The organism is Streptomyces sp. NK15101, assembly GCF_020400725.1.
Classification (GTDB): domain Bacteria; phylum Actinomycetota; class Actinomycetes; order Streptomycetales; family Streptomycetaceae; genus Streptomyces.
The window spans coordinates 140,744-166,965 of the sequence record NZ_JAINVG010000002.1 but is presented as its reverse complement, the minus strand read 5'-3'; the positions used below and the strand labels follow the sequence as shown (position 1 = coordinate 166,965).

The 26,222-nt window shown below is 72.0% G+C and carries 25 protein-coding genes; 15 read left to right on the top strand and 10 right to left on the bottom strand.

Annotated elements, in window-relative coordinates; genetic code table 11:
* Window positions 1-4: 4 nt before the first annotated feature.
* Window positions 5-205, bottom strand: coding sequence for a hypothetical protein (locus tag K7G60_RS01915; protein ID WP_225798987.1), 201 nt, complete (start codon window positions 203-205; stop codon window positions 5-7).
* 812 nt (window positions 206-1,017) lie between these two features.
* Here K7G60_RS01915 and K7G60_RS01910 point away from each other — a divergent pair.
* From K7G60_RS01910 to K7G60_RS01900, 3 genes are all read left to right on the top strand, one after another.
* On the top strand, window positions 1,018-2,379 hold the full coding sequence (locus K7G60_RS01910) for an aspartate aminotransferase family protein (protein WP_225798986.1): 1,362 nt from the start codon (window positions 1,018-1,020) through the stop codon (window positions 2,377-2,379).
* Window positions 2,380-2,447: 68 nt separating this feature from the next.
* Window positions 2,448-3,155, top strand: a complete 708-nt coding sequence (locus K7G60_RS01905; RefSeq protein WP_225798985.1) for a GntR family transcriptional regulator — start codon at window positions 2,448-2,450, stop codon at window positions 3,153-3,155.
* 112 nt (window positions 3,156-3,267) lie between these two features.
* Entirely contained in the window at window positions 3,268-3,918 is a 651-nt protein-coding gene (locus K7G60_RS01900; protein ID WP_225798984.1) for a hypothetical protein, read from the top strand.
* A 96-nt stretch (window positions 3,919-4,014) separates the two neighbouring features.
* Here the strand turns inward: K7G60_RS01900 and K7G60_RS01895 are convergent, their stop codons facing one another.
* The gene (locus K7G60_RS01895; protein ID WP_225799029.1) at window positions 4,015-4,719 is read right to left on the bottom strand and encodes an SLATT domain-containing protein; all 705 of its coding nucleotides are present in this window, start codon (window positions 4,717-4,719) and stop codon (window positions 4,015-4,017) included.
* Between the two features lie 260 nt (window positions 4,720-4,979).
* On the opposite strand from K7G60_RS01895, the gene K7G60_RS01890 reads away from it, so the two are divergent.
* From K7G60_RS01890 to K7G60_RS01860, 7 genes are all read left to right on the top strand, one after another.
* On the top strand, window positions 4,980-5,315 hold the full coding sequence (locus K7G60_RS01890; RefSeq protein WP_093878766.1) for a YbaB/EbfC family nucleoid-associated protein: 336 nt from the start codon (window positions 4,980-4,982) through the stop codon (window positions 5,313-5,315).
* A gap of 77 nt (window positions 5,316-5,392) precedes the next feature.
* Window positions 5,393-5,992: a recombination mediator RecR gene (recR, locus tag K7G60_RS01885; protein WP_225798983.1), complete on the top strand. Its 600-nt coding sequence runs from the start codon at window positions 5,393-5,395 to the stop codon at window positions 5,990-5,992.
* A 44-nt stretch (window positions 5,993-6,036) separates the two neighbouring features.
* Window positions 6,037-6,705, top strand: coding sequence for a DUF5063 domain-containing protein (locus K7G60_RS01880; RefSeq protein WP_225798982.1), 669 nt, complete (start codon window positions 6,037-6,039; stop codon window positions 6,703-6,705).
* Window positions 6,706-6,943: 238 nt separating this feature from the next.
* Entirely contained in the window at window positions 6,944-8,215 is a 1,272-nt protein-coding gene (locus K7G60_RS01875) for an aspartate kinase (RefSeq protein WP_225798981.1), read from the top strand.
* Window positions 8,212-9,273: an aspartate-semialdehyde dehydrogenase gene (locus tag K7G60_RS01870; RefSeq protein ID WP_225798980.1), complete on the top strand. Its 1,062-nt coding sequence runs from the start codon at window positions 8,212-8,214 to the stop codon at window positions 9,271-9,273. The genes K7G60_RS01875 and K7G60_RS01870 overlap by 4 nt, the downstream gene beginning before the upstream one ends.
* A 252-nt stretch (window positions 9,274-9,525) precedes the next feature.
* Window positions 9,526-10,254 (top strand): SigE family RNA polymerase sigma factor, encoded by a 729-nt coding sequence (locus K7G60_RS01865; RefSeq protein WP_374115563.1) that lies wholly within the window; start codon window positions 9,526-9,528, stop codon window positions 10,252-10,254.
* Window positions 10,251-11,522, top strand: coding sequence for a hypothetical protein (locus K7G60_RS01860; protein WP_225798979.1), 1,272 nt, complete (start codon window positions 10,251-10,253; stop codon window positions 11,520-11,522). Before K7G60_RS01865 ends, K7G60_RS01860 begins: the two co-directional genes overlap by 4 nt.
* Window positions 11,523-11,795: 273 nt before the next feature.
* Here K7G60_RS01860 and K7G60_RS01855 read toward each other — a convergent pair whose 3' ends face one another.
* Both K7G60_RS01855 and K7G60_RS01850 read right to left on the bottom strand, forming a co-directional pair.
* Window positions 11,796-12,536, bottom strand: a complete 741-nt coding sequence (locus tag K7G60_RS01855) for an SURF1 family protein (protein ID WP_225798978.1) — start codon at window positions 12,534-12,536, stop codon at window positions 11,796-11,798.
* Between the two features lie 62 nt (window positions 12,537-12,598).
* Window positions 12,599-14,446: a prolyl oligopeptidase family serine peptidase gene (locus K7G60_RS01850; RefSeq protein WP_374115565.1), complete on the bottom strand. Its 1,848-nt coding sequence runs from the start codon at window positions 14,444-14,446 to the stop codon at window positions 12,599-12,601.
* Between the two features lie 62 nt (window positions 14,447-14,508).
* On the opposite strand from K7G60_RS01850, the gene K7G60_RS01845 reads away from it, so the two are divergent.
* Window positions 14,509-15,339, top strand: coding sequence for a bifunctional 2-polyprenyl-6-hydroxyphenol methylase/3-demethylubiquinol 3-O-methyltransferase UbiG (locus tag K7G60_RS01845; protein ID WP_225798976.1), 831 nt, complete (start codon window positions 14,509-14,511; stop codon window positions 15,337-15,339).
* 53 nt (window positions 15,340-15,392) lie between these two features.
* On the opposite strand, the gene K7G60_RS01840 is transcribed toward K7G60_RS01845, so the two are convergent.
* Window positions 15,393-15,692 (bottom strand): DUF6191 domain-containing protein, encoded by a 300-nt coding sequence (locus K7G60_RS01840; RefSeq protein ID WP_225798975.1) that lies wholly within the window; start codon window positions 15,690-15,692, stop codon window positions 15,393-15,395.
* Window positions 15,693-15,723: 31 nt separating this feature from the next.
* A complete protein-coding gene (locus K7G60_RS01835) occupies window positions 15,724-16,758 on the bottom strand; it encodes an Lrp/AsnC family transcriptional regulator (RefSeq protein WP_225798974.1) in 1,035 nt (344 codons plus the stop codon).
* Between the two features lie 164 nt (window positions 16,759-16,922).
* On the opposite strand from K7G60_RS01835, the gene K7G60_RS01830 reads away from it, so the two are divergent.
* Window positions 16,923-18,314, top strand: a complete 1,392-nt coding sequence (locus tag K7G60_RS01830) for a tetratricopeptide repeat protein (RefSeq protein WP_225798973.1) — start codon at window positions 16,923-16,925, stop codon at window positions 18,312-18,314.
* A 218-nt stretch (window positions 18,315-18,532) separates the two neighbouring features.
* Window positions 18,533-18,814, top strand: a complete 282-nt coding sequence (locus K7G60_RS01825; protein ID WP_225798972.1) for a hypothetical protein — start codon at window positions 18,533-18,535, stop codon at window positions 18,812-18,814.
* 84 nt (window positions 18,815-18,898) lie between these two features.
* Here the strand turns inward: K7G60_RS01825 and K7G60_RS01820 are convergent, their stop codons facing one another.
* The gene (locus K7G60_RS01820; protein WP_225798971.1) at window positions 18,899-20,056 is read right to left on the bottom strand and encodes a serine/threonine-protein kinase; all 1,158 of its coding nucleotides are present in this window, start codon (window positions 20,054-20,056) and stop codon (window positions 18,899-18,901) included.
* A 209-nt stretch (window positions 20,057-20,265) separates the two neighbouring features.
* On the opposite strand from K7G60_RS01820, the gene K7G60_RS01815 reads away from it, so the two are divergent.
* Together K7G60_RS01815 and K7G60_RS01805 are read left to right on the top strand one after the other, a co-directional pair.
* Window positions 20,266-21,144, top strand: coding sequence for a glycosyltransferase family 2 protein (locus tag K7G60_RS01815; protein ID WP_225798970.1), 879 nt, complete (start codon window positions 20,266-20,268; stop codon window positions 21,142-21,144).
* Window positions 21,145-22,108: 964 nt separating this feature from the next.
* Window positions 22,109-23,086 carry a hypothetical protein gene (locus K7G60_RS01805; RefSeq protein WP_225798969.1) on the top strand — a complete coding sequence of 326 codons (978 nt, stop codon included), beginning with the start codon at window positions 22,109-22,111 and terminating at the stop codon, window positions 23,084-23,086.
* A gap of 414 nt (window positions 23,087-23,500) precedes the next feature.
* Here the strand turns inward: K7G60_RS01805 and K7G60_RS01795 are convergent, their stop codons facing one another.
* The 3 genes from K7G60_RS01795 to K7G60_RS01785 form a co-directional block, all read right to left on the bottom strand.
* Entirely contained in the window at window positions 23,501-24,052 is a 552-nt protein-coding gene (locus K7G60_RS01795; protein WP_225798968.1) for a hypothetical protein, read from the bottom strand.
* 597 nt (window positions 24,053-24,649) lie between these two features.
* Window positions 24,650-25,342, bottom strand: coding sequence for an HAD family hydrolase (locus K7G60_RS01790; protein WP_225798967.1), 693 nt, complete (start codon window positions 25,340-25,342; stop codon window positions 24,650-24,652).
* Window positions 25,329-26,195, bottom strand: a complete 867-nt coding sequence (locus K7G60_RS01785) for a GntR family transcriptional regulator (protein ID WP_225798966.1) — start codon at window positions 26,193-26,195, stop codon at window positions 25,329-25,331. Before K7G60_RS01785 ends, K7G60_RS01790 begins: the two co-directional genes overlap by 14 nt.
* Window positions 26,196-26,222: the final 27 nt, after the last annotated feature.

Genomic DNA, 26,222 nt, shown 5'->3' with positions numbered 1-26,222 from the left:
CCTTTCAGACCCGCTTGACCAGCCAGGTGAGGGCCAGGGCCGGAGCCGGCACGGCGAGGAGGGCGAGAGGCCGGTCGAGGCCCGCCACCTGGAACTCCAGGGCCATCGGCAGGAGCAGGACCAGGCCCGCGAGGAGGATGCCGAGCGCGGGCAGGTGGACGCCCGGCTCGAAGCGGCGCAGCCGGTGGAGGTCGTCGGTGTCCATGTGGCCCGTCAGCCCCCCCGCCCACGATCAGGACCCACGGGCCGCCCAAGGCCGCGAAGGCGATGAGGCCGAACAGCCGCCCGTCGCGGGTGCCGTTCTCGACCACGGGCACCTCCGGGTCGCGGGGCGCGAAGTACACCTCCACCTTCGTGCGGCCGGGCACGGGCGGCTCGAAACGGGTGTAGAGCCCGCGGACGGTGACCTCGCGCGGGCCGGACTCGTACGGGATCCGCAGTACGAGGTCGGTGAGGTAGTACGGATCGCGGTCCTCGTCGCCCTCGTGGAACACGGGATCGCCCGCGAGGCGGACCACGGGGACCTCGTACTCGCCGTACCCGACGCGCTCCAGGCGCTCGGTCTCGCGGCCGTACGCACTGCTGTCGACGAAGAGCGTCAGGAACGCGGCGGCGGTGGCGAAGGAGATGCCGAAGCCGAGCACGTACCGCAGGACACGGTTCGGCCGGCGGGTCTCGCGGTACGGCTTGGCCAGCGGGTCCCGGGAGCGGGCGCCGGCCCGGTGCGAGGCGACGGCCCAGGCGGCGGCGAAGAGGACGGCGAGTCCGGCGAGCGCCAGCGGCGCCACGAGCGGCGGGTACGGGGAGACCCCCGCGAGGGAGACGAGCACGGCCGCCCAGGCGCTGAGGAGCATTCCCCAGCCGGTGAACGTCGTGGCGGCGCTGCGACCGGGCGTGTACATGCCGCGCAGCATAGGAGGGTCCGCCCCCCACCCCGCAACGTGTCGGGTCCGCCCCGGTCTCGGTGGACAAGATGGCCATGGCCCCTCCCACCTGCGCTTCCTTACCCTCGACGCCATGACCCCTCATGTCGAACCCGACCCCCAGGCCGGCGCGGCCGTCAAGGCCGCCGACCGCGCGCACGTCTTCCACTCCTGGTCCGCCCAGGGCCTGATCGACCCGCTCGCCGTGGCCGGCGCGGAGGGTTCGTACTTCTGGGACTACGACGGCAACCGCTACCTCGACTTCACCAGCGGCCTCGTCTACACGAACATCGGCTACCAGCACCCCAAGGTCGTCGCCGCCGTCCAGGAGCAGGCCGGTAAGCTCGCGACCTTCGCGCCCGCCTTCGCCATCGACGTCCGCTCCGAGGCCGCACGCCTCATCGCCGAGCGCACCCCGGGCGACCTGGACAAGATCTTCTTCACCAACGGCGGCGCCGAGGCCGTCGAGAACGCCGTCCGCATGGCCCGGCTGCACACCGGCCGCACGAAGGTGCTCTCCGCCTACCGCTCGTACCACGGCGCCACCTCCACCGCGATCAACCTGACCGGCGACCCGCGCCGCTGGGCCTCCGACACAGCCTCCGCGGGCGTCGTGCACTTCTGGGCGCCGTTCCTCTACCGCTCGCCCTTCTACGCCACCACCGAGGCGGAGGAGAGCGCGCGGGCCCTCCAGCACCTGGAGGACACGATCGCCTTCGAGGGTCCGGCGACGATCGCCGCGATCATCCTGGAGACCGTGCCCGGCACCGCCGGCATCATGACCCCGCCGCCCGGCTACCTCGCCGGCGTCCGCGAGATCTGCGACAAGTACGGCATCGTCTTCATCCTCGACGAGGTCATGGCCGGCTTCGGCCGCACCGGCAAGTGGTTCGCCGCCGAGCACTTCGACGTCGTCCCCGACCTGATGACCTTCGCCAAGGGCGTGAACTCCGGCTACGTGCCGCTCGGCGGCGTCGCCATCAGCGCCGAGATCGCCGCCACCTTCGACAAGCGCCCCTACCCCGGCGGCCTGACCTACTCCGGTCACCCGCTGGCCTGCGCCGCCGCCGTCGCCACCCTCCGGGTGATGGCCGACGAGAAGGTCGTCGAGCACGCCGCCCACATCGGCGAGACCGTCCTCGGCCCCGGCCTGCGCGAGCTCGCCGAGCGCCACCCGTCCGTCGGCGAGGTCCGCGGCACGGGCGTCTTCTGGGCGCTCGACCTCGTCAAGAACAAGGAGACCCGCGAGCCGCTCGTCCCGTACAACGCGGCGGGCGAGGCCAACGCGCCGATGGCCGCCTTCGCCGCCGCGGCGAAGAAGCAGGGCCTGTGGCCCTTCGTGAACATGAACCGCACCCACGCCGTTCCCGCCTGCAACGTCTCCGAGGCCGAGGCCAAGGAGGGCCTGGCGGCCCTGGACGCGGCCCTCGCGGTCGCCGACGAGCACACCGCATAACCGCAGTACCGGGAGGTCCCCTCCGTCTGGACTAGGGTGTCCGGAACCGTACGGAGGGGACCGACCACATGCCCGCGAGCGGAGCTGTCACGCGCAACACCTTGCGACAGCAGATCGCGGACGCGCTCCGTGACGAGGTGCTCGCAGGCCGTCTCCAGCCCGGCGAGGAATTCACCGTCAAACAGATCGCCGAGCAGTACGGCGTCTCCGCGACGCCCGTCCGCGAAGCCCTCGTCGACCTCTGCGCCCAGGGCCTCCTCGACTCCGACCAGCACCGCGGCTTCCGCGTCCACCAGTACTCGATCGACGACTACCGGGGCATGGTCGAGGCCCGGATGCTCGTCGTCGACGGCATCTTCCGCCGCCACGCCCCCGCGACGACCCCGCCGCCCTCCGCCCCGGAGCCCGACCTCAACATCGGTGTCGCGCTCGTCTCCGTCCGCCGCCGGGGCGAGGCCGCCGCCCGCGCCGCCCGCGCCGGGGACCTCGACGTCCTCATCGGCTACGACATCCGCTACTGGCGCGAGCTGGGCCGCCTCGTCTCCGCCAACGACTACATCGCCGACTTCCTGCACCGGCTCCGCGTCCAGGCCTGGGTCTTCTCCGTGCCCTACCTGCGCTCCGAGCGGGACGTCCTCGGCTGGCTGTGGAGCGGACACGTGGACCTGGTCGACGCGATCACCCGCGGCGACGCGGAGGCGGCCGTCGCACTCGTCCGGGCCTACAACGCGCACTCGCTGGAATGGGCCGACCGCCTGGAGGCGCGGGCCCGCTGAGCCCCCGTCGGGTTGAGGCCGGGCCCGCGGGGGCAGGTCATCGACGGGTGGGCGTCGTCGGCCCGGCCGACTACCCTGGCCGTCCCTGCATCTGACGGAGAGCGAGCCTCCCTTGGCCTGTGACCTGTGGCTGGTCCCCCTCGTCGACGTGCTGTGCCACAGCCCCGACAATCCCTTCGCCGAAGAGATAGCCGCCTACGACGCCGTGCTGACCGCGTCCGGCATGCCGACCGTGCCCGTCTACGCGTACATGCCGGGGCTCTCCGGGGACGTCGCTCCGGTCGCCGGTTTCGACTACACGGCCCTGCACTTCCTGCGCCGCGCCTATCTGCTCCGGATGTGCGGGCTGCCGGTCGAGCCCGTCGACGAGCTCGGCGGGGACTACGAGCAGCTCCTGGAGATGTTCGAGGCCACCGCCCAGCAGTCCCACCTGGTCTGGCACTACGACCACGCGGGCGCTTACGTGCCGGTGGACTTCCCCGTGCCGCTCGCCAACGACGAGCTCCTCGAAGGCGGCGGCCCGCTCGGCTCCTCGTACGGGCTGCTGCGGGAGCTGGAGTTCGTGGCGCCCTCGATCGGCATCGACCCGGCGAACCCGCCCGCGGCCCCGCTGCCGCCGGATCGGCCCACCACCCTGGAGGAGCCTGCCGCGGCCGTGCCGTACGACGGCCATCCCTTCGCGCGGGAGCGGCACGTCTGGCTGGGACTGCACGCGGCGGCGACTCGGAGCCTCGCCCAGGGCTCGATGATCATCCTGAGCTGAGGCCCACCGGGCCGTCCCGGGAAAGGTCCCTCCGGGCCGTCCCCGGGGGAGGTCCCTCCGGGCCGTTCTCGGCCGAGGCCCCCGGAGCAGCCCGCGTCAGCGGGTCTCCGGGGGCCGCTGACGCGGCATGTTCGGCCGGGTGCCCGGCGGCAGCGGGAAACGGCCCGAGGGGTGGGGGCTCTCGGGCCTGGCCGGGACCACGCCGACCGACTGGAGCGCCAGCGGCGCCGGACCCGATCGGAACTCGACCATCCAGTCCGCGGTCTCCGCCCGCACCAGCTCCGTCACGTCCTCCGAGAAGCGGCGCAGCACGCCGAGACAGCGCTCGGCCGCCTCGCTCGCCGTGCCCTCCGTGGGGCCCAGGACCTCCCGGACGCTCTCCGAGGCCCAGTCGAACTGGAGCGCCTGCAGCCGGCGCTGCACGGCCTGTGCCGTCGCCACGTCCCTTATCCAGCCGGACGTCAGCCCGAAGTACCGGTCGCAGGCCATGCAGGCGGCGCCGAGCAGCAGCGACAGATAGCCCCAGCCCGCGATGCCCTCGGCGACCCCGGTCAGGTCGAGCAGCGGGAGCGCGGCGCCCGCGATCACCCCCACGGCCGTGCCGATCCGCAGGATCCGGGCGGCCCGGCGCTTCCAGACGCGGTCGGAGAGGTACCACTCGGCGGTGCGCAGGGCGTTGCTCTCGACCCAGCGGTACAGCTCGTCGAGCCGTTCGGCCGGCTCGCCCCAGTCGCCCAGGGGGAAGGGCGTACCGGTCAGATCGCGGTGGACGTCTCCCCCGGGGGGTCCCGGTGGCTGCATCTCCGGCTGCTGGCTCACCGGGGGACTCCTCTGTTCAGCTCAGCGCTCGTGTCCTTCTGTGACGTGCGGTGCACGTGGTGCCTGCCCTTCCTACCGCCGAATGGTGGGCGATGGGCCCGGAATCCCGGGATTTCCGCCCACAAGAGGGTGTTGATCAGGTAGAGGAGCCCGCAGTTTCTCACTCGAAAGAGTTGCGTCGGCGCCCCGGTCCGCGACCACGTAGGCTCGGCATACCGACATATCGAACCTGAGGAGTGACCGTGATCCCCGGTGGTGGCCAGCCCAACATGCAGCAGCTTCTCCAGCAGGCCCAGAAGATGCAGCAGGACCTCGCCCGGGCCCAGCAGGAGCTGGCGGCGACCCTGGTCGACGGGCAGGCCGGCGGCGGCCTGGTCAAGGCGACCGTCACCGGCGCCGGCGAGCTGCGCGCCCTGGAGATCGACCCCAAGGCGGTCGACCCCGAGGACACCGAGACGCTGGCCGACCTGATCGTCGCCGCCGTGCAGGCCGCCAACGACAACGCGCAGCAGCTCCAGCAGACCAAGCTCGGTCCGCTCGCCCAGGGCATGGGCGGCATGCCGGGCCTCGGCTTCTGAGCCCTTCTCCTGAGCCCTTCTAAGGCTCGCTCCCAGCCACTACCGTAAGAATCAAGCACTCCGAGAGAGGCGTTCCGTTGTACGAAGGCGTGGTTCAGGACCTCATCGACGAACTGGGCAGGCTGCCCGGCGTCGGTCCCAAGAGCGCGCAGCGGATCGCCTTCCACGTCCTCCAGGCGGAGCCCACGGACGTCCGCCGTCTCGCGCACGCCCTCCTGGAGGTCAAGGAGAAGGTCAGGTTCTGCGCGGTCTGCGGGAACGTGGCACAGCAGGAGCGGTGCAACATCTGCCGCGACACGCGCCGCGACCTGACCGTCATCTGCGTGGTCGAGGAGCCCAAGGACGTCGTGGCGATCGAGCGGACGCGCGAGTTCCGCGGCCGGTACCACGTCCTCGGCGGCGCGATCAGCCCCATCGAGGGGGTCGGTCCGGACGACCTGCGCATCCGCGAGCTGCTCGCACGGCTCGCGGACGGCACCGTCACCGAGCTGATCCTCGCGACCGACCCGAACCTGGAGGGCGAGGCCACCGCGACGTACCTGGCGCGGATGATCAAGCCCATGGGACTCAAGGTGACCCGGCTCGCCAGCGGCCTCCCGGTCGGCGGCGACCTGGAGTACGCCGACGAGGTGACCCTCGGCCGTGCCTTCGAGGGGCGGCGGCTGCTAGATGTATGACGACAGGGCCGGCGCGCGCCGCGCGTTCTCAGGAAGGCTGCTCGATGTCTGATCCCACACTGCACTCCGTCACGCAGGACCCGGACGACTTCGCGGTCCAGATCGCCGACTCGATCGAGAGCTTCATCGTCGCGACGACCGAGGTCGCCAAGGGCGACGAGCCGGACAGCGCGGTGCCCTTCCTGCTCCTGGAGATCTCCCAGCTGCTCCTGGCGGGCGGCCGGCTCGGGGCGCACGAGGACATCGTCCCGGACGAGCGGTACGAGCCGGACACGGGCCCCGAGCCGGACGTCGACGACCTGCGCGAGCGGTTCGCGGTGATGCTGGAGCCGGTCGACGTCTTCTCCGAGGTCTTCGACCCGTACGAGCCGCGCAAGGCCCCGGTGCCGGCCCGGATCTCCGACAACCTCGCCGACATCGTCACCGACCTGCGCCACGGCCTCGCCCACTACCGGGCGGGCCGCACCAGCGAGGCGCTGTGGTGGTGGCAGTTCTCGTACTTCTCCAACTGGGGCCCGACCGCCTCGGCCACCCTCCGTGCCCTCCAGTCCCTCGTCGCCCACGTCCGCCTCGACCAGCCCCTCGCGGAGCTCGACGGCCTGGACACGGACGAGGACCTCACCGAGGAGGACCTGGCGGAGGAGGCGGGCCGCGTGATGCTGGAGGAGATCGCGACCCCGCTGGGGCTGCGGATCCGGTCTTTGAGGAAGTAGAGGAAGCAGCGGCCGGGCCCTGGCCGAGTACCGGGACCCGCTGCCCGTCTGCGTGCGCGGCCTGGGCGAGCGCCACCCCTGCACGGGCCACGTGGCGGGAGAGTCGCCGAACCGCCCCGGTGATCACTTGCTGAGCGCCCTGTCTCAGGATGCGATATACGGTCGGCGTTTCCGGGTCCCTCGATAGACTGAGTCGATCGCAGCGCCGGCTGCGGCACAGACTGAGCGAGGAGCGCACGTGGGCCTTGTCGTGCAGAAGTACGGAGGCTCCTCCGTTGCCGATGCCGAAGGCATCAAGCGCGTCGCCAAGCGGATCGTGGACGCCAAGAAGAACGGCCACCAGGTGGTCGTCGTGGTTTCCGCGATGGGCGACACGACGGACGAGCTGATCGATCTCGCCGAGCAGGTATCCCCGATCCCTGCCGGACGTGAGTTCGACATGCTGCTGACCGCCGGAGAGCGGATCTCCATGGCCCTGCTGGCCATGGCGATCAAAAACCTGGGCCACGAGGCCCAGTCGTTCACGGGCAGCCAGGCAGGCGTCATCACCGACTCGGTCCACAACAAAGCGCGCATCATCGATGTCACGCCGGGCCGGATCCGTACCGCCCTCGACGAGGGCAACATCGCCATCGTCGCCGGCTTCCAGGGCGTGTCCCAGGACAAGAAGGACATCACCACGCTGGGCCGCGGCGGTTCCGACACCACCGCCGTCGCGCTCGCCGCGGCGCTCGACGCCGAGGTCTGCGAGATCTACACCGACGTCGACGGTGTGTTCACGGCGGACCCGCGCGTCGTGAAGAAGGCGAAGAAGATCGACTGGATCTCCTTCGAGGACATGCTGGAGCTCGCCGCCTCCGGCTCCAAGGTGCTGCTGCACCGCTGCGTCGAGTACGCACGCCGTTACAACATCCCGATCCACGTCCGCTCGTCCTTCTCGGGGCTGCAGGGCACCTGGGTCAGCAACGAGCCGCAAGGGGACCGCAAGGTGGAGCAGGCCATCATCTCGGGCGTCGCCCACGACACCTCCGAGGCGAAGATCACCGTCGTCGGCGTGCCGGACAAGCCGGGCGAGGCCGCGGCCATCTTCCGCGCCGTCGCGGACGCCGAGATCAACATCGACATGATCGTGCAGAACGTGTCCGCGGCCTCCACCGGCCTCACGGACATCTCCTTCACCCTCCCCAAGGCCGAGGGCCGCAAGGCCATCGACGAGCTGGAGAAGGCGAAGACCGCGATCGGCTTCGAGTCCCTGCGCTACGACGACCAGATCGGCAAGATCTCCCTGGTCGGCGCGGGCATGAAGACGAACCCGGGCGTCACCGCCGACTTCTTCAAGGCGCTGTCCGACGCGGGCGTGAACATCGAGCTCATCTCGACCTCCGAGATCCGCATCTCGGTCGTCACCCGCGCCGACGACGTCAACGAGGCCGTGCGCGCCGTCCACACCGCCTTCGGTCTGGACAGCGACTCGGACGAGGCCGTCGTCTACGGAGGCACCGGACGATGAACCCGAAGCCGACGCTCGCGGTCGTGGGAGCGACCGGGGCGGTCGGCTCGGTGATGCTCCAGATGCTCACGCACCACGCGGACGTCTGGGGCGAGATCCGCCTGCTCGCCTCCCCCCGCTCGGCGGGCCGCAAGGCCCCCGTCCGGGGGGAGGAGTGCGAGATCCTCGCGCTGGGCGAGGAGGCCTTCGAGGGCGTCGACCTGGCCCTCTTCCTCGTGCCCGACGCCGTCGCCGCCCGCTGGGCGCCGATCGCCGTCTCCAAGGGCGCCGTCGTCGTGGACACCTCCGCCGCCTTCCGCGCCGACCCCGACGTGCCGCTCGTCGTCCCCGAACTCAACGCGCACGCCGCACGGCTGCGCCCCCGGGGCGTCGTCGCGGGACCCGGCTCCACCACCCTCGCGCTGATCGTCGCCGTGGGCTCCCTGCACGCCGAGTTCGGGCTCGCCGAACTCGTCGTCACCGCCCAGCAGGCCGCCGGCGGCGCCGGACAGGCGGGCGTCGACGCGCTCCGCGCACAGCTCGCCCTGGTGGCCGCCGACGGCGACCTGGGCACCCTCCCCGGAGACGTACGGCGGGCCGTCGGCGAGAACACCGGCCCCTTCCCCGGGCCCCTCGCGCTCAACGTCCTGCCCTGGTCGGGCGTCCCCGGCGCCGACGGGGCCTCCACCGAGGAGGAGCGCGTCCGCGACGAGACCCGCCGCATCCTCGGCCTCCCCGGCCTCCGGATCGCGGCCACCTGCGTCCGCGTCCCCGTCGTGACCGGGCACTCCGTCTCCGTGCACGCGCGCTTCGAGCGCCCCGTCCCGGTCGGCCGCGCACACGAGGTCCTGGCCACCTCGCCCGGGGTCGTGCTCTGCGACGACCCGGCCGCCGGCGACTTCCCCACCCCCGCCGACGTCGTCGGCACCGACCCCGCCTGGGTCGGCCGGGTCCGGCGCTCCCTCGACGACGAGTGCGCGCTCGACTTCTTCGTCTGCGCCGACAACCTGCGCAAGGGCGCGGCCCTGAATGCGCTTCAGATCGCGGAATCGCTTGTCACGGATTTCCGTGATCTGTGAACGACCTGTGAGCAAAAAGGCGTCAGATACCCCTTGAACTGCTGCGATGCCGTGGTCGACGATGCACTTCCCCCGTACTGCAACCAGAGTTGGGCGGGGCGCGTCTCTGCGTGCACCCACGACCGTGTGGCGCGGGACACGCCGAAAACGGGGCATCGGGGGAGAACGGTTACGCATGAGGACGAACAACTCGCCGTCGAAAAGGATGGCGTACGCGTACAACCCTGTCGGGGGGAAGCGTGTCCAACAAGCGTGGCAGAGGTACTCGACATCGCGACCATCGCCCCGCTGCGCGGCGCGGGCACGGCGGTGCTCCCCGTGCGGAGCGGCGCCGTCGTCCCCGTGCGCGGCTCCGCGGTCCGTCCGCTCAGGCGTCCGCGCGCACTCGGCGGCCTGCCGGTGATCGCCCCCGTGCCCACCGGATCCCGCACCGGCGGCGTCGAAGGCATCCCGTCGCCCCGCCGGAGCACCGAGACCGCCCCGGCCGCCGGCACCACCGTCGACCACCTGACCGAGACCTACCGCGCCCACTACCGGTCGCTGCTCGGTCTCGCCGCGCTGCTCCTCGACGACACCGCCTCCTGCGAGGACGTCGTCCAGGAGGCCTTCATCCGCGTGCACTCGGCCCGCAAGCGGGTGCGCGAGCCCGAGAAGACGCTCGCCTACCTGCGGCAGACCGTGGTGAACCTCTCCCGGTCCGCGCTCCGCCGCCGCATCCTCGGCCTGAAACTGCTGTCCAAGCCGATGCCGGACATGGCCAGCGCGGAGGAGGGGGCGTACGAGCAGCTGGAGCGCGAGGACCTGATCAAGGCGATGCGCGGACTCCAGCGGCGCCAGCGCGAGGTGCTCGCCCTGCGGTACTTCTCCGACATGACCGAGGTCCAGGTCGCCGAGACGCTCGGGATATCCCTGGGTTCGGTGAAGGCGTACGGTTCGCGGGGCATCGCGGCGCTGCGCGTCGCGATGGGAGCGACGACATGAGCGAGGCACCCGGCGGGGACGGCGTGGCCCACGAGAACGGTGACGGCGACGACGTCCCCGAGAGGCATGCCGCCGAGACGGCGCGCGAGGACGACACCGCGTCCCCCGCCGCTCCGGCCTCCACCTCGGAGAAGCCCGACGCCCTGGATGAACGTGACGAGCTGAGTGGACAGCGCATGGTGAAGATCGAGCCCGGACCCGGCGAGGGCGACGACGAGCTCGCGCTGCGGCGGCTCTTCCAGGAGGCCGTGGGCGGCATGGAGCCCTCCCTCGGCTCGCTGGAGCACCTGCGCCGTGCCGTGCCCGCGCGGCGCGCCCGCAAGCGGCAGGCCGTCGTCGGCGCCGCGGCCGCCGCCGTCCTCATCGGCACGGCCGTCCCCGCCTTCGTGCACGTCGCCGCCTCGGGCGGCCTCTCCGCCGCCAACCCCGTGAACGCCGGCCACGGCGAGCAGGCCCAGGGCGGCACCGGCACCGAGACCGGCATCGAGGGCGGCCAGAGCTCCAAGGCCCCCGCGAGCGGCGTCTCGCCGAGCCCCGGCGGAGCCGACGGCGCCTCAGGCAAGCCGCAGCAACCGGGCCCCGGCGTCTCGGGCGGCTTCCCCAGCCAGACGCTGGGCGCCGGCCTCGGCTCCACCCCGCGGTGCGCCGCCGACCAGCTCGGCGTCGCCGGGCAGGGAGCCGGCGGGCCCGACGCCGAGGGCAGGGTCCACGGCACCTTCCGCATCGCCAACGTCTCCGACCGGACCTGTCTGGTGGACGGCGCGGGCATCGTCAGCTTCGAGGCCAGGGGAGCGGCGGACCCGACCCGGATCTCGGTGGTCCGGCACACCTCGGGCGACGGGGGCAGCGGGCTGCCCGATCCCTCGCAGGAGTCGCTCGCGGTCGTCCTGAAGCCGAGCGGCAGCTACGAGGTGAAGTTCGTCTGGGTGCCGAGCGAGACCTGCCCGACGACCGGCACCACCCCGACCCCCACGCCGACCACCCCGAGCGAACCGCCCGCCTCACCGACCCCGACGGCCACTTCGACGCCGACCCCGACGGACGACCCGACGAGCGGGGCGGGCGGCACCGAGACCGGCGGCTCCGGGGTCGGTGCCGAGGAGGGCGCCGGCGCGGCACCCCAGCTGGTCCACGAGGACGGCGCCCCGGCGGACGGCAGCATCGTGGTCAGCCACACCGCGGAACCGGGCGGCCCCATGGCCACGGCCCTCATCCCGAACGCCTGCGCCGGCACCGTCTACCGCACGGGCACCCTGCCCGGCTCCTGAGACGCGAGCCCGGAACACCGGCGGCGATACCCGCGCCCCTCCGGGCCCCCGGCTCCTGGGCCGCGGGGGCGGGCTGCTGGGCCACGGGCCCGGGTCCCGGTCCTCGGGCGGCTGGACGTTCGCTCCGGCGCTCGGGCGCGGGACGTCCGGCTCCGGCCCTCGGGCGCGGGACGTTCGCCCGGGGCTTCGGGGCCCCGGACGTCCGCTCCGGGCCTCAGGCCCTGCGCCCCGGTCCTCCGGGCCCAGCGCCCCGGCGCGGGAGGCCTCCGCGGCCTACAGGCCCAGCGCCTCGTCGCGGGAGGCCTCCGCCTCGCGGCGCACGAGGCGGAACCACATGAAGACGACGAAGCCCGCGAAGACGAACCACTCCGCCGTGTAGCCGAGGTTCTGGAACGCCTTCGCGTCCAGGCCCGTGCCCGCCGCGGCCACCGCCGGGACCGGTGTGAGCCCGGCGGGGGAGTCCGCGAGGGTGATCCAGGCGTCGTAGACGTCGTCCGTGACCACATTCACCAGGGACGCCGCGCTGATCATGCCGAGCTGTCCCTCGGGCAGCCCGCCCGCCGTGTGGACGCCCTTCGTGCCCGGGTTCTCCGAGGCCTGGAGCGCGCCCACCACCGTCACCTCGCCGGACGGCGGGGCGGGGGCCTTCGCGCCCGCGGGGAGCCAGCCCCGGACCACCGGCAGCGACCGGCCGCCGTCGGTCCTCAGCAGCGTCAGGACGTACGAGCCGGTGCGGCCGTCCAGCTCGCGGTCCGGCACGAGGAACTGCTCCCCGAACCGGCCGCGCGCCTGCGCCGAGCGGCCCGAGGTCCTCTGGTCCACCGGCAGCAGGGAGTCCAGCGGCTCGGCCTTCTCCGCGCGCGCGGCGGGCTGCCGCTCGGCCTCCCGATGGGAGTCGACGCGGTCCTCGAACTTGCCGAGCTGCCAAGTCCCCATGAAGACGCAGAACGGGATCGCGAGGAGGACGAAGACGTTGATCCCCCACCAGCGGGGCGTTCTCAGGAACCGGTACACGCCCCCACGGTACGCAAGCGGACCCGACTCCCCGACGACCGGGTCCCCGGGCGCCCCGCCGGTCAGGCCGCGCCCGTGACGCCTCCCCGCACCGGCGGCTCGGTCCCCAGGTGCCTGGCCGCGAAGTCCAGGTCCAGGGCGACCTGCTTGATCCGCTCCTCCACCACCAGGGAGCCGTGGCCCGCGTCGTACCGGTACACCTCGTGGACCGCGCCCCTGGCCGCCAGCCGGTCGACGTAGTTGTCGATCTGCCGGATCGGGCAGCGCGGGTCGTTGACGCCGGCCGACACGTGCACCGGGGCCTTCACCGCGTCCACGTACGTCAGCGGCGACGAGGCCGCGTACCGCTCGGGCACCTCCTCCGGGGAACCGCCCAGGAGCGTCCGGTCCAGCGCCTTCAGGGCTTCCATCTCGTCCTCGTACGCCGTGACGTAGTCCGCGACGGGCACGGCCGCGAGGCCGACCGCCCAGTCGTCCGGCTGGGTGCCCAGACCGAGCAGCGTGAGGTAGCCGCCCCAGGAGCCGCCGGACAGGACGAGCCGTGCCGGGTCCGCGAGGCCGCTCTCCACGGCCCAGGAACGGACCGCCGCGATGTCCTCCAGCTCGATCAGGCCGACCCGGTGCTTGAGCGCGTCGGTCCACTCCCGGCCGTACCCCGTGGAGCCCCGGTAGTTGACCCGCACCACCGCGTACCCGTGGTCCACCCAGGCCGCCGGGCCCGAGGCGAAGGCGTCGCTGTCGTGCCAGGCGGGGCCGCCGTGCACCTCGAAGACCGTCGGGAAGGGGCCCTGGCCCTCCGCCGGGCGCTGGACGAGCGCGTGGACCCTGCCGCCGGGGCCGTCCACCCACACGTCCTCCACGGGCACCGACGGCGGCGCCTTCGGGCCGGGCGGGTCGAGGACGACGCCACCGGCCGTGGAGCGCACCACCGGCGGCTCGGCGGCCGAGGACCACAGGTACTCCACGGAGCCGTCGGGCCGGGCCGTCGCGCTCGACACCGAACCGGACGGGGTCTCCACCCGGATCAGGGCGCCGGTCGCGATCTCGTACCGCCACAGCTCGCTGCGGGCCTCGAAGCCGTGCACGATCAGCAGGCCCGAGCCGTCCGGATACCACTCCGCCGACACGTCGCCCGGCAGATCGAGCCGCAGGTCGGTCTCGGCGCCCGTCGCCACGTCCCAGAGCATCGGCTCCCAGCGGCCGCGCCGCTGGTGGCCGACGAGCAGCCGGGTGTCCCCGGCCAGCGGGGCGAAGCCGAGGACCGTGAGCCCCAGCTCCTCCGTGCCGCCCTTGGTGTCGTCGAGCTCGGCCACCACGCCCGCGTCCGAGGCGCGGAGCACGCGCAGCGCCGAGTGCATCGCGTCGCCGTGCTCGGTGTGCTCGATCGCGATCAGCGAGCCGTCGTAGGACAGGTCGCCGACGCCGGCCGACTCCCGGTGCCGGTAGATCTCGACCGGGGCGCCGGCCCCCGGCCGTACGAGATGGACCGTCGAACCCTCCTCGTCCGTGGACCGGCCCACCACGACCGTGCCCTCCCGGCCGATGGCGAGTCCGGCCGGGTAGGACGGGGCGAGGCCGGGCACGGCCGGCTCGTCCTCGCCGCCCGCGAACGGCTGGCGCATCCACACCCCGAACTCGTCCCCGTCGGTGTCCGCGAACCACCAGATCGAGGCGCCGTCCGGGGACAGCGCCCCGTCCGTCGTCCCGTTCGGCCGGTCCGTGACCTGCCGCTGCTCACCGCTCGCCCGGTCCCAGGCGTACAGCTCGTACGTCCCCGTCGCGTTGGACACGAAGAGTGAGCGGTCCGGGGCCTCCTCGGCCCATTCGGGCAGGGAGACGCGGGGTGCCCGGAAGCGCTGCTCCCAGACGGGGGTGTCGAAGTCCTTGCTCTCGGTGGTCATGGCCCCCATCATGCTCCGCGCGGCCGACAATCGGGTCGCGTCGTCCGTAGCCTGTGGATAACCTCGCCGACATGTACTCTCCGACCCCCGAGGACTGGCGCGAGGCCAACCGCGCGAAGTGGGACGAGCGCGTCCCGATCCACGCCGCCAGCGAGTTCTACGACCTCGACGCCTTCCGCGCGGGCAAGGACGCCCTGCGGGACTTCGAGCTCGCGGAGGTCGGCGACGTCACCGGACGCTCCCTGCTCCACCTCCAGTGCCACATCGGCCTGGACACCCTCTCCTGGGCCCGGCACGGCGCCTCCCACGTCGTCGGCCTGGACTTCTCCGAGCCGGCCGTCGAGACCGCCCGGGCGCTCGCCGCCGACCTGGGCCTCTCGCAGGAGCGGGCCGCCTTCGTCGCCGCCGACGTGTACGACGCCGCCGAGGCCGTCCCGGACCGGTCGTACGACGTCGTCTACACCGGCAGCGGCGCGCTGTGCTGGCTGCCCGACATCGAGCGCTGGGCGGAGACCGCCGCGTCCCTCGTCACCCCCGGCGGCTTCCTCTACGTGGCCGAGTTCCATCCGCTGACCGACTCGCTCGACGACGAGACCGGCAGCCGGGTCGTGCACGACTACTTCGTCCGCGATCCGTGGGTGGACACCACCCCGGGGACCTACGCCGACCTCGACGCCGTCACCGTCCACAACCGCAGCGTGGAGTGGGTGCACCCGGTCGGCGAGGTCGTCACGGCCCTCGCGAGGGCGGGGCTGCGCATCGAGTTCCTGCACGAGCACGACGCCTCGCTCTTCCCCCGCTACGGCGCCCTCCAGCGGCACGAGGACGGCTACTACCGCTTCCCCGTGGACCGTCCCCGCATCCCCCTCATGTACTCGGTCAAGGCGTCCCGCCCGGCCTGATCCCGATGCACGGGGTCAGGCCGCACCGTCCGGCCCGAGCCCGATGTGCCGGGTCAGGACGCACCGCCCGGTCCGATCCTGATGACGGCCCGCCCGCCGCCGAGATCCACCGTGGAGTGGCGCGGCGGGGCGCCGTCCTCCTCGTCGTCGCGCAGCACCAGGGCGCTCTGCCGCTCCTTGAGCTCGTTCTGCTTGCCCTGCGAGAAGGTGGCGTGCAGCTGCTCGAAGCCCGTCGAGGAGACCTGCCCGCCGCGCTTGCCGCGTCCGGTCACGCGCAGGAACTGGTCGGCGAAGGCGATCACGGTCAGCAGGATGACCAGGCCGGGCAGCGTCACGAACACGGCGAACTCCACGGGCCCATCAAAGCACGCGCCGGTCGCCCTGTCAGGAGTCGGTGGCGGGCCGTATGTGGTGGGTGCGCCGGCCGTCCGGTCCGAGGACCTGCGCGCCGATCTTGTGGGTGCGCAGGGACACCGAGGTGCCCGTGATCCGCAGTGCCGGCGCGGCCCGCACCAGCGCCGCCGTCACGTCGTGGAGCTCCTCGACCGTACGGAGCCACATGGCGAGGGCCAGGTTGTGCGGGCCGGTGACCGAGGTGATCACGCGGGTCTGGCGGAGCCGGGTCAGCGAGGCCACCGACTCGGCCACTTCCAGGGGCGGTACGTCCGCCGTGACCAGCGCCCACACCGGCCGCCCGGAGAAGCGCGGGGCCGGCAGGCAGTGGTGGTGCACGGCGCCGGCCGCGCCCAGGGCGTCCAGCCTGCGGCGCACGGTCGACTCGCTGGTGCCGCACTGCCGGGCCAGTTCGGCGGCGCTGCGCCGGGCGTCCCCCGCCAGCTCCGCGATGATCCGCTGGTCGAGCTCCGTGACGAGGGGGTACGCGCGCGTGGAGGGCCGGGCCCGCCGGTCGCCGCCGGTGAGCTCGGCGAGGTGCTGCGCCTGCGCCGGGGTGAGCTGCTCGATCCGCGAGCGGTACGGGCGGTTGTGCAGCTGGGTGACGACCTGCGTGCGGGCCCTGAGCACCCCGGGGAGCCGCCGCACCCGGCCGGCGAGGTAGCCGTCGAGGGCGTGGAGGTCCGGGCAGTTGACGAGCAGCACCAGATCGGCGTCGCCGGTCACCTGGTGGACGCCGAGGGTGCACGGGTCGCCCGCGACCTCGACCGCGGTGGCCTCGGCGGCTCCGGCGACGCACTCCAGCTCGACCCACGCGTACAGGGTGGCCTCCGTGCCGCGCCGGGCGGCGAGCAGCGAACTCCAGGCGTACCCTCCGGCGGTGAGGGTCTCCCAGCGCCGGGCGAGGGTGTCCGGGCTCACGGCGAGCACGCCGGAGAGCTGCGTCCAGCTGGCGCGCGGGGCGAGCTGCAGTGCGTGGATCAGTGCCAGATCCACCTCTCCCAGGACGGATTCCCTGGTATGCATGTGCCTCCTTGGTCGATCCCGGGGAAACCCTGGGTGCGGGCACGGGAAGGCCCCAGGATGTGGACCGGGGCAAATGCATTCAAGCCGCGGCGTCGGCCGTTTTCCATTGAATCCGTCCTGGATCACAGGAGAGGGCGGAGAAGTGACATCGGGGGCTGGAGTACATGTGGGCAGGAGAACCACCGGAGACCGAACGCCTGTGGGGCGAACACATCGGCCTTGACCAGATCGCCGCGGCCGAGCGCGGCTACGACGGCTGCGGCCCCGCCGAACAGCTCCTGTGGGAGCGGCTTTCCGTCTTCGAGGGCGCCTTCGGCCGGGAGGCCGTCCGCGAGGTCTGCGCCTCCGGGACGCTGCCCGCCGGGGAGATCCAGACGGTCCTGGACCGCCTCGCGCCCCTCGCGCTCCTCCCCGTCGACGACCTCTTCGACGGCGAGGACGGCCTGCCCCGCTACTGGATGCCGCACCCGATGCGGGCCGTCGGCGCCCGCCGTCTCACCGCACGCGGCGACCGCTGGGCCGTCCTCCTGCACCACCGCAGATGGTGCGCGAAGGTGGCCCGGCGGACCTCCGACTGGTGGCAGCGGGGCCGGCAGCTCGACGCCCGGGACCTGGCGCTGCGCGAACTCCCGGACCTGGCGGCCGCCATGGACCCGACGACCGCGCCGCTGTCGCCGAACGCCGAGGCCGAGACGTCCGTCGAGATCGCGGTCTCCCTGTGGTTCCTGTGGGTGGCCTGCGGGCGGATCGCCGAGGGCCGCTCCCGGCTGCGGCACGCCCTCAGCCTGCACGCCGGACCGCCGCCCGCCCGTGCCCTGTGGCTGGCGGCCTTCCTGGAGCTGGAGTCGGGCCGCCCCGAGGACGCCGACCCGCTCCTCGCACAGGCCTGGGCGGCGGCCGTACGGGACGGCGACGAGCGCTGCCTGTCGCTCCTGGCCCATCTGCGCGGCGCCACCGCCCTCTACCAGGGGCGTACGCGCGCGGCGGCGGCCGAGTTCCGGGAGGCCCTCGCGCTGATGGAGGAGCACCCGGAGTTCGGGCCGAGCCGGCAGGCGTGCTGGGTCGGGCTCGCGCTCTCCCTGTGCCGTTCCGACCCGGAGGCCGCGCAGGAGGCGCTGGACCAGGGGGACCTGGACCGGGAGAGCCAGTGGGCCTGGGTGGGCCGTGACGTGTTCGCCGAGGCCTGGGCGTACCACGTGCGGGCCGAACTCGGTGCCTGGGACGGGGACCGGAAGCGTGCCGCGGAGTACGCCCGGCGGGCCCTGCGCGAGCATCTGCGGCTCGGCTCCGCGGTGGGCGCGGCCTGTGCGGCGGAACTCCTCGCCCAGATGCGGGCGATGGACGGACAGCGCACCGCGGCGGCCCATCTCCTGGGCGCGGTCGACCTGTTGCGGACCTCGGTCTTCGACGCCTCGTACCGTCCGGCGGAGTACTGCGCGGTCACGCGCACGCGCGGGGAGGAGGCGCTCGGGGCGCCGCTCGGCGATCCGGATCTGCGGAAGGCCTACGAAGAGGGCGCGAGGCGAGGCCTGTTCGCGCTGTCGGGCGAGATCTAGGGCCGCCCTTCGGGGCGCCGGTGACGGGCTGACGACCGGAAACCGGACGCCGCGCTCCGTCACGTACGGCAAGAGCGGGGCGGGACATCGCGCCCGCCGACCGCCTGCACACAGAGGGTGACCGGACCGCCACGGCCCGAAGGTCCCCGACCGCCTACCCTGGAGGTACGCGTCCCGTTCCAGCGGCCCGCGTCGACCCCGGGGTACGGAGGTGGCCCATGAGGGCACGCCACCACTTCCACACCGACCACCTCGGCCACTCGGTCTCCGTGACCGTCCAGACCGGGCACGTCCCGGTCGTCGAGGTCCTCGTCGACGGCAAGGAGACCGGCCACGCCACGGGCCAGGGCGACCGTCCGGTCACCGTCACGATCGAGCTGCCGACCGACCCGCCGACACCGGCGACCGTCCACGCGATCCCGGGGCCCGGCGTACCGCGCTGCCTGCTGCTCGCGACGGTGGACGAGGAGCCGCGCGTGATGGCGCCGAGACCGTACTGAGCCGGTCCGCGGCTCGCCGGGGCGGCCGGGCAGTGCCGAGCCGGTCCGCGGCTCGCCGAGCGGCCGCGCCCGGCCCCTGGCCCGTCAGGACAGCCAGGCCATCCCGATGATCAGGAAGACCACGAAGGCGATGGCCCCGGCCACCGCGGCCGTCTTGCGCGGGCGGCGCCGGGAGAGCTCGGCGAGCCCGCCGCCGCTGCTCGCCGGGGCCTGACGCCGCCGGGTGGCGGGCGCGGGCCGGGGCATCGGCGGCCGGTTCATCGGCGGCGGGGTCGGCGCGGGCGTGTGCACCGGCGCGGGCATGGGCATGGGAGCGGACCCGGTCGGCTGGTGGGAGCCGTGGGGCGCGTGCGACAGGGCGGGCCCGGGACCGGCGGGCTGACGGGGCGCGTGCGGCCGGCCCGCGACGGGGGCGGCCCCGGGATACCCGGACCCGCGCCAGGCGCCGGAGGAGAACCAGTCCGTGATCGCCTGCGCCGAGGGCCGCTGTTCCGGCTGCTTGGCGAGCAGGCTCAGCAGGTACGTCTCGAAGTCGGGCGGCAGCGCGGCCCCGAGCCGGCTCGGCGGCACCGGCGCGGTGTCGATGTGCTGGTACAGCAGTGCCGTCGCCGTGTCCGCGCGGAACGGGGGTCTTCCGGTGAGGAGTTGGTACAGCACGCAGCCCAGCGAGTACACGTCGGAGGCGGGCGACGCGGGCTGCCCGAGGGCCCGCTCGGGCGCGAGGTACAGCCCCGTGCCCACGATCTGTCCGGTCGTCGTGAGCGCGGCCGAGGGGTCGTCGACGAACCGCGCGATGCCGAAGTCGGCCAGCTTGACCGTGCCTTCGCCGTCGACGAGCAGGTTCCCCGGCTTGATGTCCCGGTGCACCACGCCCTGCCGGTGCGCGGCCGCGAGCCCGGCGGCGGCGTGCGCGGCGACGACCGCGACCCGCTCGGCGGGCAGGACCAGCGGATCGGACGGGCTCCCGGCGAGGCTGTCGCCCTCCACCAACTCCATGACCAGGAACAGCTTTCCGTCCCAGGTGCCGAAGTCGAAGACGCCCACCACGTGCGGGTGGCTCAGCCGCGCGGCGGTCTGCGCCTCCAGCCGGAAGCGGTCGCCGGCGGAGGGGTCGGTCGCCTGCGCCAGCATCAGCTTCACGGCCACGGGCCGGCCCAGCACCTCGTCGGTGGCCTGCCACACTTCGCCCATGCCGCCCCGGCCGATACACACGTGAAGCCGATATCGGTCCGCGACCAGCACCTGGAGACCACCCTTTCGACGATCGATCAACCTGACGGAAGGGAACCAGCGTAGAGCCGCCCGCCCCCGCTCCTCGCCGCGCTCCCCCCTCCGCGCTTCCGTGCGGTGCACGGCACCCGTGGTCCGGGTGAACAGGAGGTGTCCCCGGACGGCTAGCATCGCGGCCCGGAGCAGGTTCCGGTGCAGAGGTTCATGGGACGGAGTGGGTCGTGGCGCGACCGCGTGTGGGTGTGGCGGTACTGACGATGGGCACGCGCCCCGCCGAGCTGCGGGCGCTGCTCGACGCCGTGGCGCGCCAGGACGAGCCCGCCGCCCGGATCGTCGTCGTCGGCAACGGCACCGGGTCGCTCCCGGACCTGCCCGAGGGCGTCACCGGCGTCGAACTCCCCGAGAACCGGGGCGTCTCCGGCGGGCGGAACGTCGCGATCGAGACGCTGCGCTCCTTCGGCGACGTCGACATCGTGGTGGACCTCGACGACGACGGCCTGCTCGTCGACACGGACGTCTTCCGCCGCCTCGTCGACCTGTACGAGGCGGACCCGCGCCTCGGCATCGTCTCGTTCCGCATCGCCGACGAGACCGGCGAGACCCAGCGCCGGCACGTCCCGCGCCTCGGGGCGAAGGACCCGATGCGCGGCGGCGAGGTGACCACCTTCCTCGGCGGCGGCCACGGCCTGTCGATGCCGATGCTCGACCGGATCGGCGGCTGGCCGGAGGACTTCTTCTTCACCCACGAGGAGACCGACCTCGCCTGGCGGGCCCTCGACGCGGGCTGGAAGGTCCTGTACGCGCCGGAACTCCTGCTCCAGCACCCCAGGACCAGTCCGGCCCGGCACGCCGTCTACTACCGGATGACGGCCCGCAACCGCGTCTGGCTGGCCAAGCGCAACCTGCCGGTCCTCCTCGTCCCCGTCTACCTCGGCGTGTGGACCCTCCTGACCCTGGCCCGCACCCGCTCGCTCCCGGGCCTGAAGGCCTGGTTCGGCGGCTTCGCGGAGGGCGTCCGCCGCTCCGGCGGGCCCCGGACCCCGATGCGCTGGAGCACGGTCCTCCGCATGACCCGTCTGGGCCGCCCGCCGGTGATCTAGGAGCCGGTCCGGAAGACCGCTCCCGGGTCCACTGCCCGGACGGCTTGACGCCCGGCAGCGGCTTGCCGATCAGCGCCGGCGGGATGAAGAAGTCCACCTGCCCGATGGCGAGGGCGAGCGTGGTGAGCTCCTTCTCGTCGTAGAGCTCGGCGGCCTTCGCGTACAGCTCGTCCGGGAACCGCTCGGCCCCGGGCGCGGCGGGCTGCAGGACGGCCTCCACGAGTGCTAGGGCGAGGCCTCCTCCTCGCTGAGGTACGACGAGTCCTGCCACGATGCCACGGCGGTGATCCGCTCCTCCGGGACCCCGTCCTTCCGGAGGCTCTCGGTGTGCGTGACGGTCAGGCACGTGTTCCCGGCGATCTGCCCGGCCCGCAGCTGCAGCAGGTCGATTCCAGGGTTCCGCGGTCCACGGCCGGGGCTCGCTTGTCACTGTCGGTCGGTCTTGAGTGGCCCCGTGAAGCCTCGCGCGGCCCGGAGACGGCCCGGAGACGGCCCAGGATCGACCGTCACGGGTTCGTCCACCGATCGGGCGCGTGGGTACCTCGCCGCACCCCTGTCGCCACAGCCATGCTTCGAGGTTCCGTATCGCTCGCCCTCGGCGTGCCTGTGTTCGAGGTGCTCGACGCCTCCTACAGAAAGTGAGCGATTTACTCCATTCGGGTGAAAACGGGTTGCTTTACTCATGTGACTCTTCGTGTGAGGTGGAGATGGGCGGATGTGTCGCACGGCTTGCCCGGCCGGGCGGGTCCGCCCCCACGGTTTTCCGCCGCTCCAGACCGTGGGCTGCTACTGCCTGCGACAGAGAATGCCGAGTCGTATTCCCGGTGCCTGACTGGTGGGAGATGAAAGTCCGGCTGAAACGACCAGGAAGGAGAGCGCTGTGGGATGGAACCGTAATGATCTGTCCGTCGCTTCGGGTAGCCCGGCCCTCGCTGCCGGGAACCCCGCCGGTTACACCTGGGACGTGGACAAGACGCAGCACGTCGTTTACCGCGGCCAGGACAATCGCATCCATGAGCTGTGGTTCAACGGTGCGTGGCACCACAACGACCTGATCGCCGCCTCGGGTGCTCAGGTGCTGGCGAACGGTGACCCCTCCGGTTACACCTGGGACGTGGACAAGACGCAGCACGTCGTTTACTGCGGCCTGAACACACACATCCAGGAACTGTGGTTCAACGGCACATGGCACCACAACGACCTGATCGCCGCCTCGGGCTGCCCGACGTCCGCCCACCCCAACGGTGACCCCAACGGATACACCTGGGCCGTGGACGGAACCCAGCACGTCGTGTTCTGCGATGAGGACAGCAATGTCCGGGAGCTGTGGTTCAACGGCGCATGGCACCACAACAACCTGAACGCCGCCTCAGGAAGTCCCGCGAAGGTGGCAGGATTTCCGGACGGCTACACCTGGGACGTGGACGGGACCCAGCACGTGGTCTACCGCGGTCCCGACCGCCATATTCACGAGCTGTGGTTCAACGGCGCGTGGCACCACAACGACCTCACCATCGCGTCCGGCAGTCCGGTGGAGGCCGACGGTGACCCCGCCGGATACACCTGGGACGTGGACAAGACCCAGCACGTGGTCTACCGCGGTCCGGACAGTCGCATCCATGAGCTGTGGTTCGACGGCGCGTGGCACCACAACGACCTGATCGCCGCCTCGGGCAGCCAGGTCGCGGCGTTTTCCGAGCCGTTCGGCTACACCTGGGACGTGGACGGGACCCAGCACGTGGTCTACCGCGGTCCCGACCGCCATATTCACGAGCTGTGGTTCAACGGCGCGTGGCACCACAACGACCTCACCATCGCGTCCGGCAGTTCCGTGCAGGCCGCCGGGAACCCCTTCGGTTACACCTGGGACGTGGACAAGACCCAGCACGTGGTCTACCGCGGCGAGGACCGTCACATCCACGAGCTGTGGTTCCCCGGATGACGGCTCCCCAAGGACGGCCGTGGTGGAGGAGGTCCACCGGAAGCGGATCCGGCCCGTGGTCCAGATCGCTGCCGTGGTCATGGACGGGATCTTCGGCGCCGATCCGCTGTGACCGTAGGCACACGGGGAGCGGTGGTCGCGCAGAGGGATCCGCAGACAGAGACAGGTGAGGCCGGTACTGGATCCAGTACCGGCCTCACCTGCTGTTTCGGCTGTCGGGGTGGCGGGATTTGAACCCACGACCTCTTCGTCCCGAAGCAACTCGGGTGGTGGCGCTTCCTTGAGCTGCCGCGTCTCTCACCTGCGCTGTTGGTCCGCAGACGTTCGCGCTCGTCCGCCGTTGTTCGTCGGCGTTGTCACGCAGTTAGACACTCACCGCTCAACGGCTCATCTTGGTTTCAAGCTCGGACAGCCTCAGCTGCGGGGCACGTTGATGCAGGGGCACGGCTTCCACTTCGCCGGCACCGCGTCTGGCGGGAACCTCAGAATCGGCGCCCCCTGATACCCGCGCTGAAACATGTCGCACTGTTCTGTGGCGTGGTAGCAGTCGCTCGTGTTCGTGGTGATGACCTCGACCAGGGGGTCGTACGTCCAGGTGCCGGGGCGCGCATACTGGCCGTACCAGGCGCGAAGTCCTGCAGCGATGCTGCCATCCTTCGAGCCCCGCTTGTTGAGCGTGTTCACCCCGCAGGCCTCGGCGAACTCGTAGACATCAAAGTTCGGATCCGAGTACCCCAGCGTCTGAGCAACCACCCACATGACATTGGTGCGGACCCGGTCAGTCTCCTTCTCGGAGAGGACCTGTTCGGTGCGCTTGGATTCTGAGTCACTGGCCCTGCTGTGGCCCGCACGGTCGATCCGGTAGGGGGCATCTGACCAGTCGTGCTGCGCGATTTCGGCAGCGAATTCTTGCGCAAGGCGGCTAAGAGCCATGTTGTCCTCCGAACGGACGTGAATGAAAGCCACCCACCGAGAGGGTGGCCACCTAGAACAGTAGGGGGCCGAGTCGAAAAGAGACAGCTTTCTCGGCGTAAATGTGGCCTATATCACTGCGAGAGTCGCCTGTCTGTGATATCTGGCGCGAGGTTGCTAGTTCACCGCCCCGGCCATCCCTGCCCCCAACTCCCATCCCGTCTGCCGTCGACCCACACACCGTGGAGCAGGCGCGGTGCCGGGCGTCCAGGTGGAGCGCCCAACTGGACGAACGACCTGGACGCCCGGTGCCGTGTCTGCTCGGCTCTGCCTGGGTCGACGGCAGACGGGATGGGAGCCCCCACCTCAACAACCCACCGGCCGGCACCCGCACACGGAGCCCCCGCCATCCCGGAGCCTGAGCGCCCCCGCCGGAGGCATCGTCCTGAGCCGCACTCGCGTACCGCCTCAGCCACCTCGTGGGTTCGCCACCCATCAACCCGAGCTGCCAGGCGTGCGGCCGGCGGCCGGGCTGGAGCGGGGCGCAGACAGGAGCGCAGGCCCGGGCGACGGGCCGCGCGCGCCGCGCCGTGCGCGGCGGGTGCCTTGATGAGGTAGAGAAACCTGTAACAGCTCCCCCGTGCTCCTCGGCTACGCCGTGGTGAATGCGTCGGCGATGGCGTGCATGTCCTCGGTGATGGCGTCGGCCTGAGCGTCGGCGAACTGGTCTGCCTTGTGGGGCTTGTTGGCATACCCGACCACTGTTGCCCCGGCTGCGTGGGCCGCCTGGATGTCGGTGAGCGAGTCACCGATCAGCGTGCAGCTCGTGACGTCGATGTGCATCTGCTCGGCTGCCGTGATGAGCGGGAACGGGTTCGGCTTCATCAGGTGCGGCTGCTCGGAAGGGCGACCCACGATCTTCGTGACGTACTCCTCCAGGCCGTGGAGCTCCAGGAAGGCCCGTACGCACTCGGCGGAGTTATTGCTCACCACGGCTACGCCTCGACCGGCTACACGCGCCGCCTGGAGTGCTTCGGCCGCTCCTGGAGTCGGCTGCCCGGCTACCGCGACGGCTCGGACCTCGGCATTCGTCAGGGCCTGCTCGATCTTCTGGCCGAGCTCGGTGTCGGCCTCGTGCGCGATGCGCAGGACCTCGATCGGATCGTCTGTCTGCGCGGCCTTCATGCCCGCGGCTTCATCCTGGGCGGAGAGCAGCGCAGTCAGTTCCCGCGCCACCTCGGGTGCCGGCAGTCCCGCGAACACGTCGCAGACGGGTCCGTCGAAGTCGAAGAGGATGACGCGGGCGTTCGCCAGGGTTTCGGTGAGCGGGTCAGCGTGCGTCAAGGTCGAAGTCCCTTCCGATGGTTTCCCAGACGCTGTCGAACCACATCCGGGCCTGCTGGACCTGCTGGGTTCCCCCTGAGGACTCGCCGTCGTTGATCGAGTGGTGGAAGAGGACGGTGTCCTTGCCCACGAGGTCGTAGATCTCGATCGTCTCGCCCTGGGCGACGACCTTGTTGGGGCGGATCGGGTAGTACCCGAAGAACGCGTCTTCGTTGTTGATCACGTACAGCTTGAAGAACTGCGTGCCGCTGTGGACGCGGACGTTGATGCTGGTCTCTGCGACCAGCCCGAGGTGTCCGAGTTCGGTGATGGCGTCTCGGATACTGCGGGTGTAGCCGACCATGATGTCGTGCATGCGGTCGCGGAGCCGCTTGTCGTCGGCGCCGTCCTCCATCCGCACGGGCGCGGCCTGCGGCACGGACATGTCCGGGACGAGTATCCGCATGGTGATGCTCGACGGCGTGAGCCTGCCGATCCGGATCTTGTCGAGCGGCTCCTGAAGCGCGCCGTGCAGGGTCTCGCTGGAGAATCCGGCGAAGTCGATGGTGACGTGATCCTTGGCGAAGGCCTGCTCGACGTACGGCCGCAGTCCCGCCGGCCTTTCCGTGCGGTTGCGTACGTAGACCCCGCTGCCCTTGCGGGAGACCACGAGCCCCTCGTCTTCAAGGTCGCGCAATGCGCGCTGGATCGTCGCCCGGGCGAACCCGTAAAGCTCCGTCAGTTCCTTGTGGGACGGGAGCTTCTCGCCGGGACCCAGTCGCCTCGTTCGGATGGCAGCGCCGAGGCTGCTGGCCACCTGCTCGTAGGGGGCGCGGTCGTCGTCTGGGTCGAGGGGCTCGGGGACAAAGGTCATGGGTCGATAGTAGGGGACACCGGCATG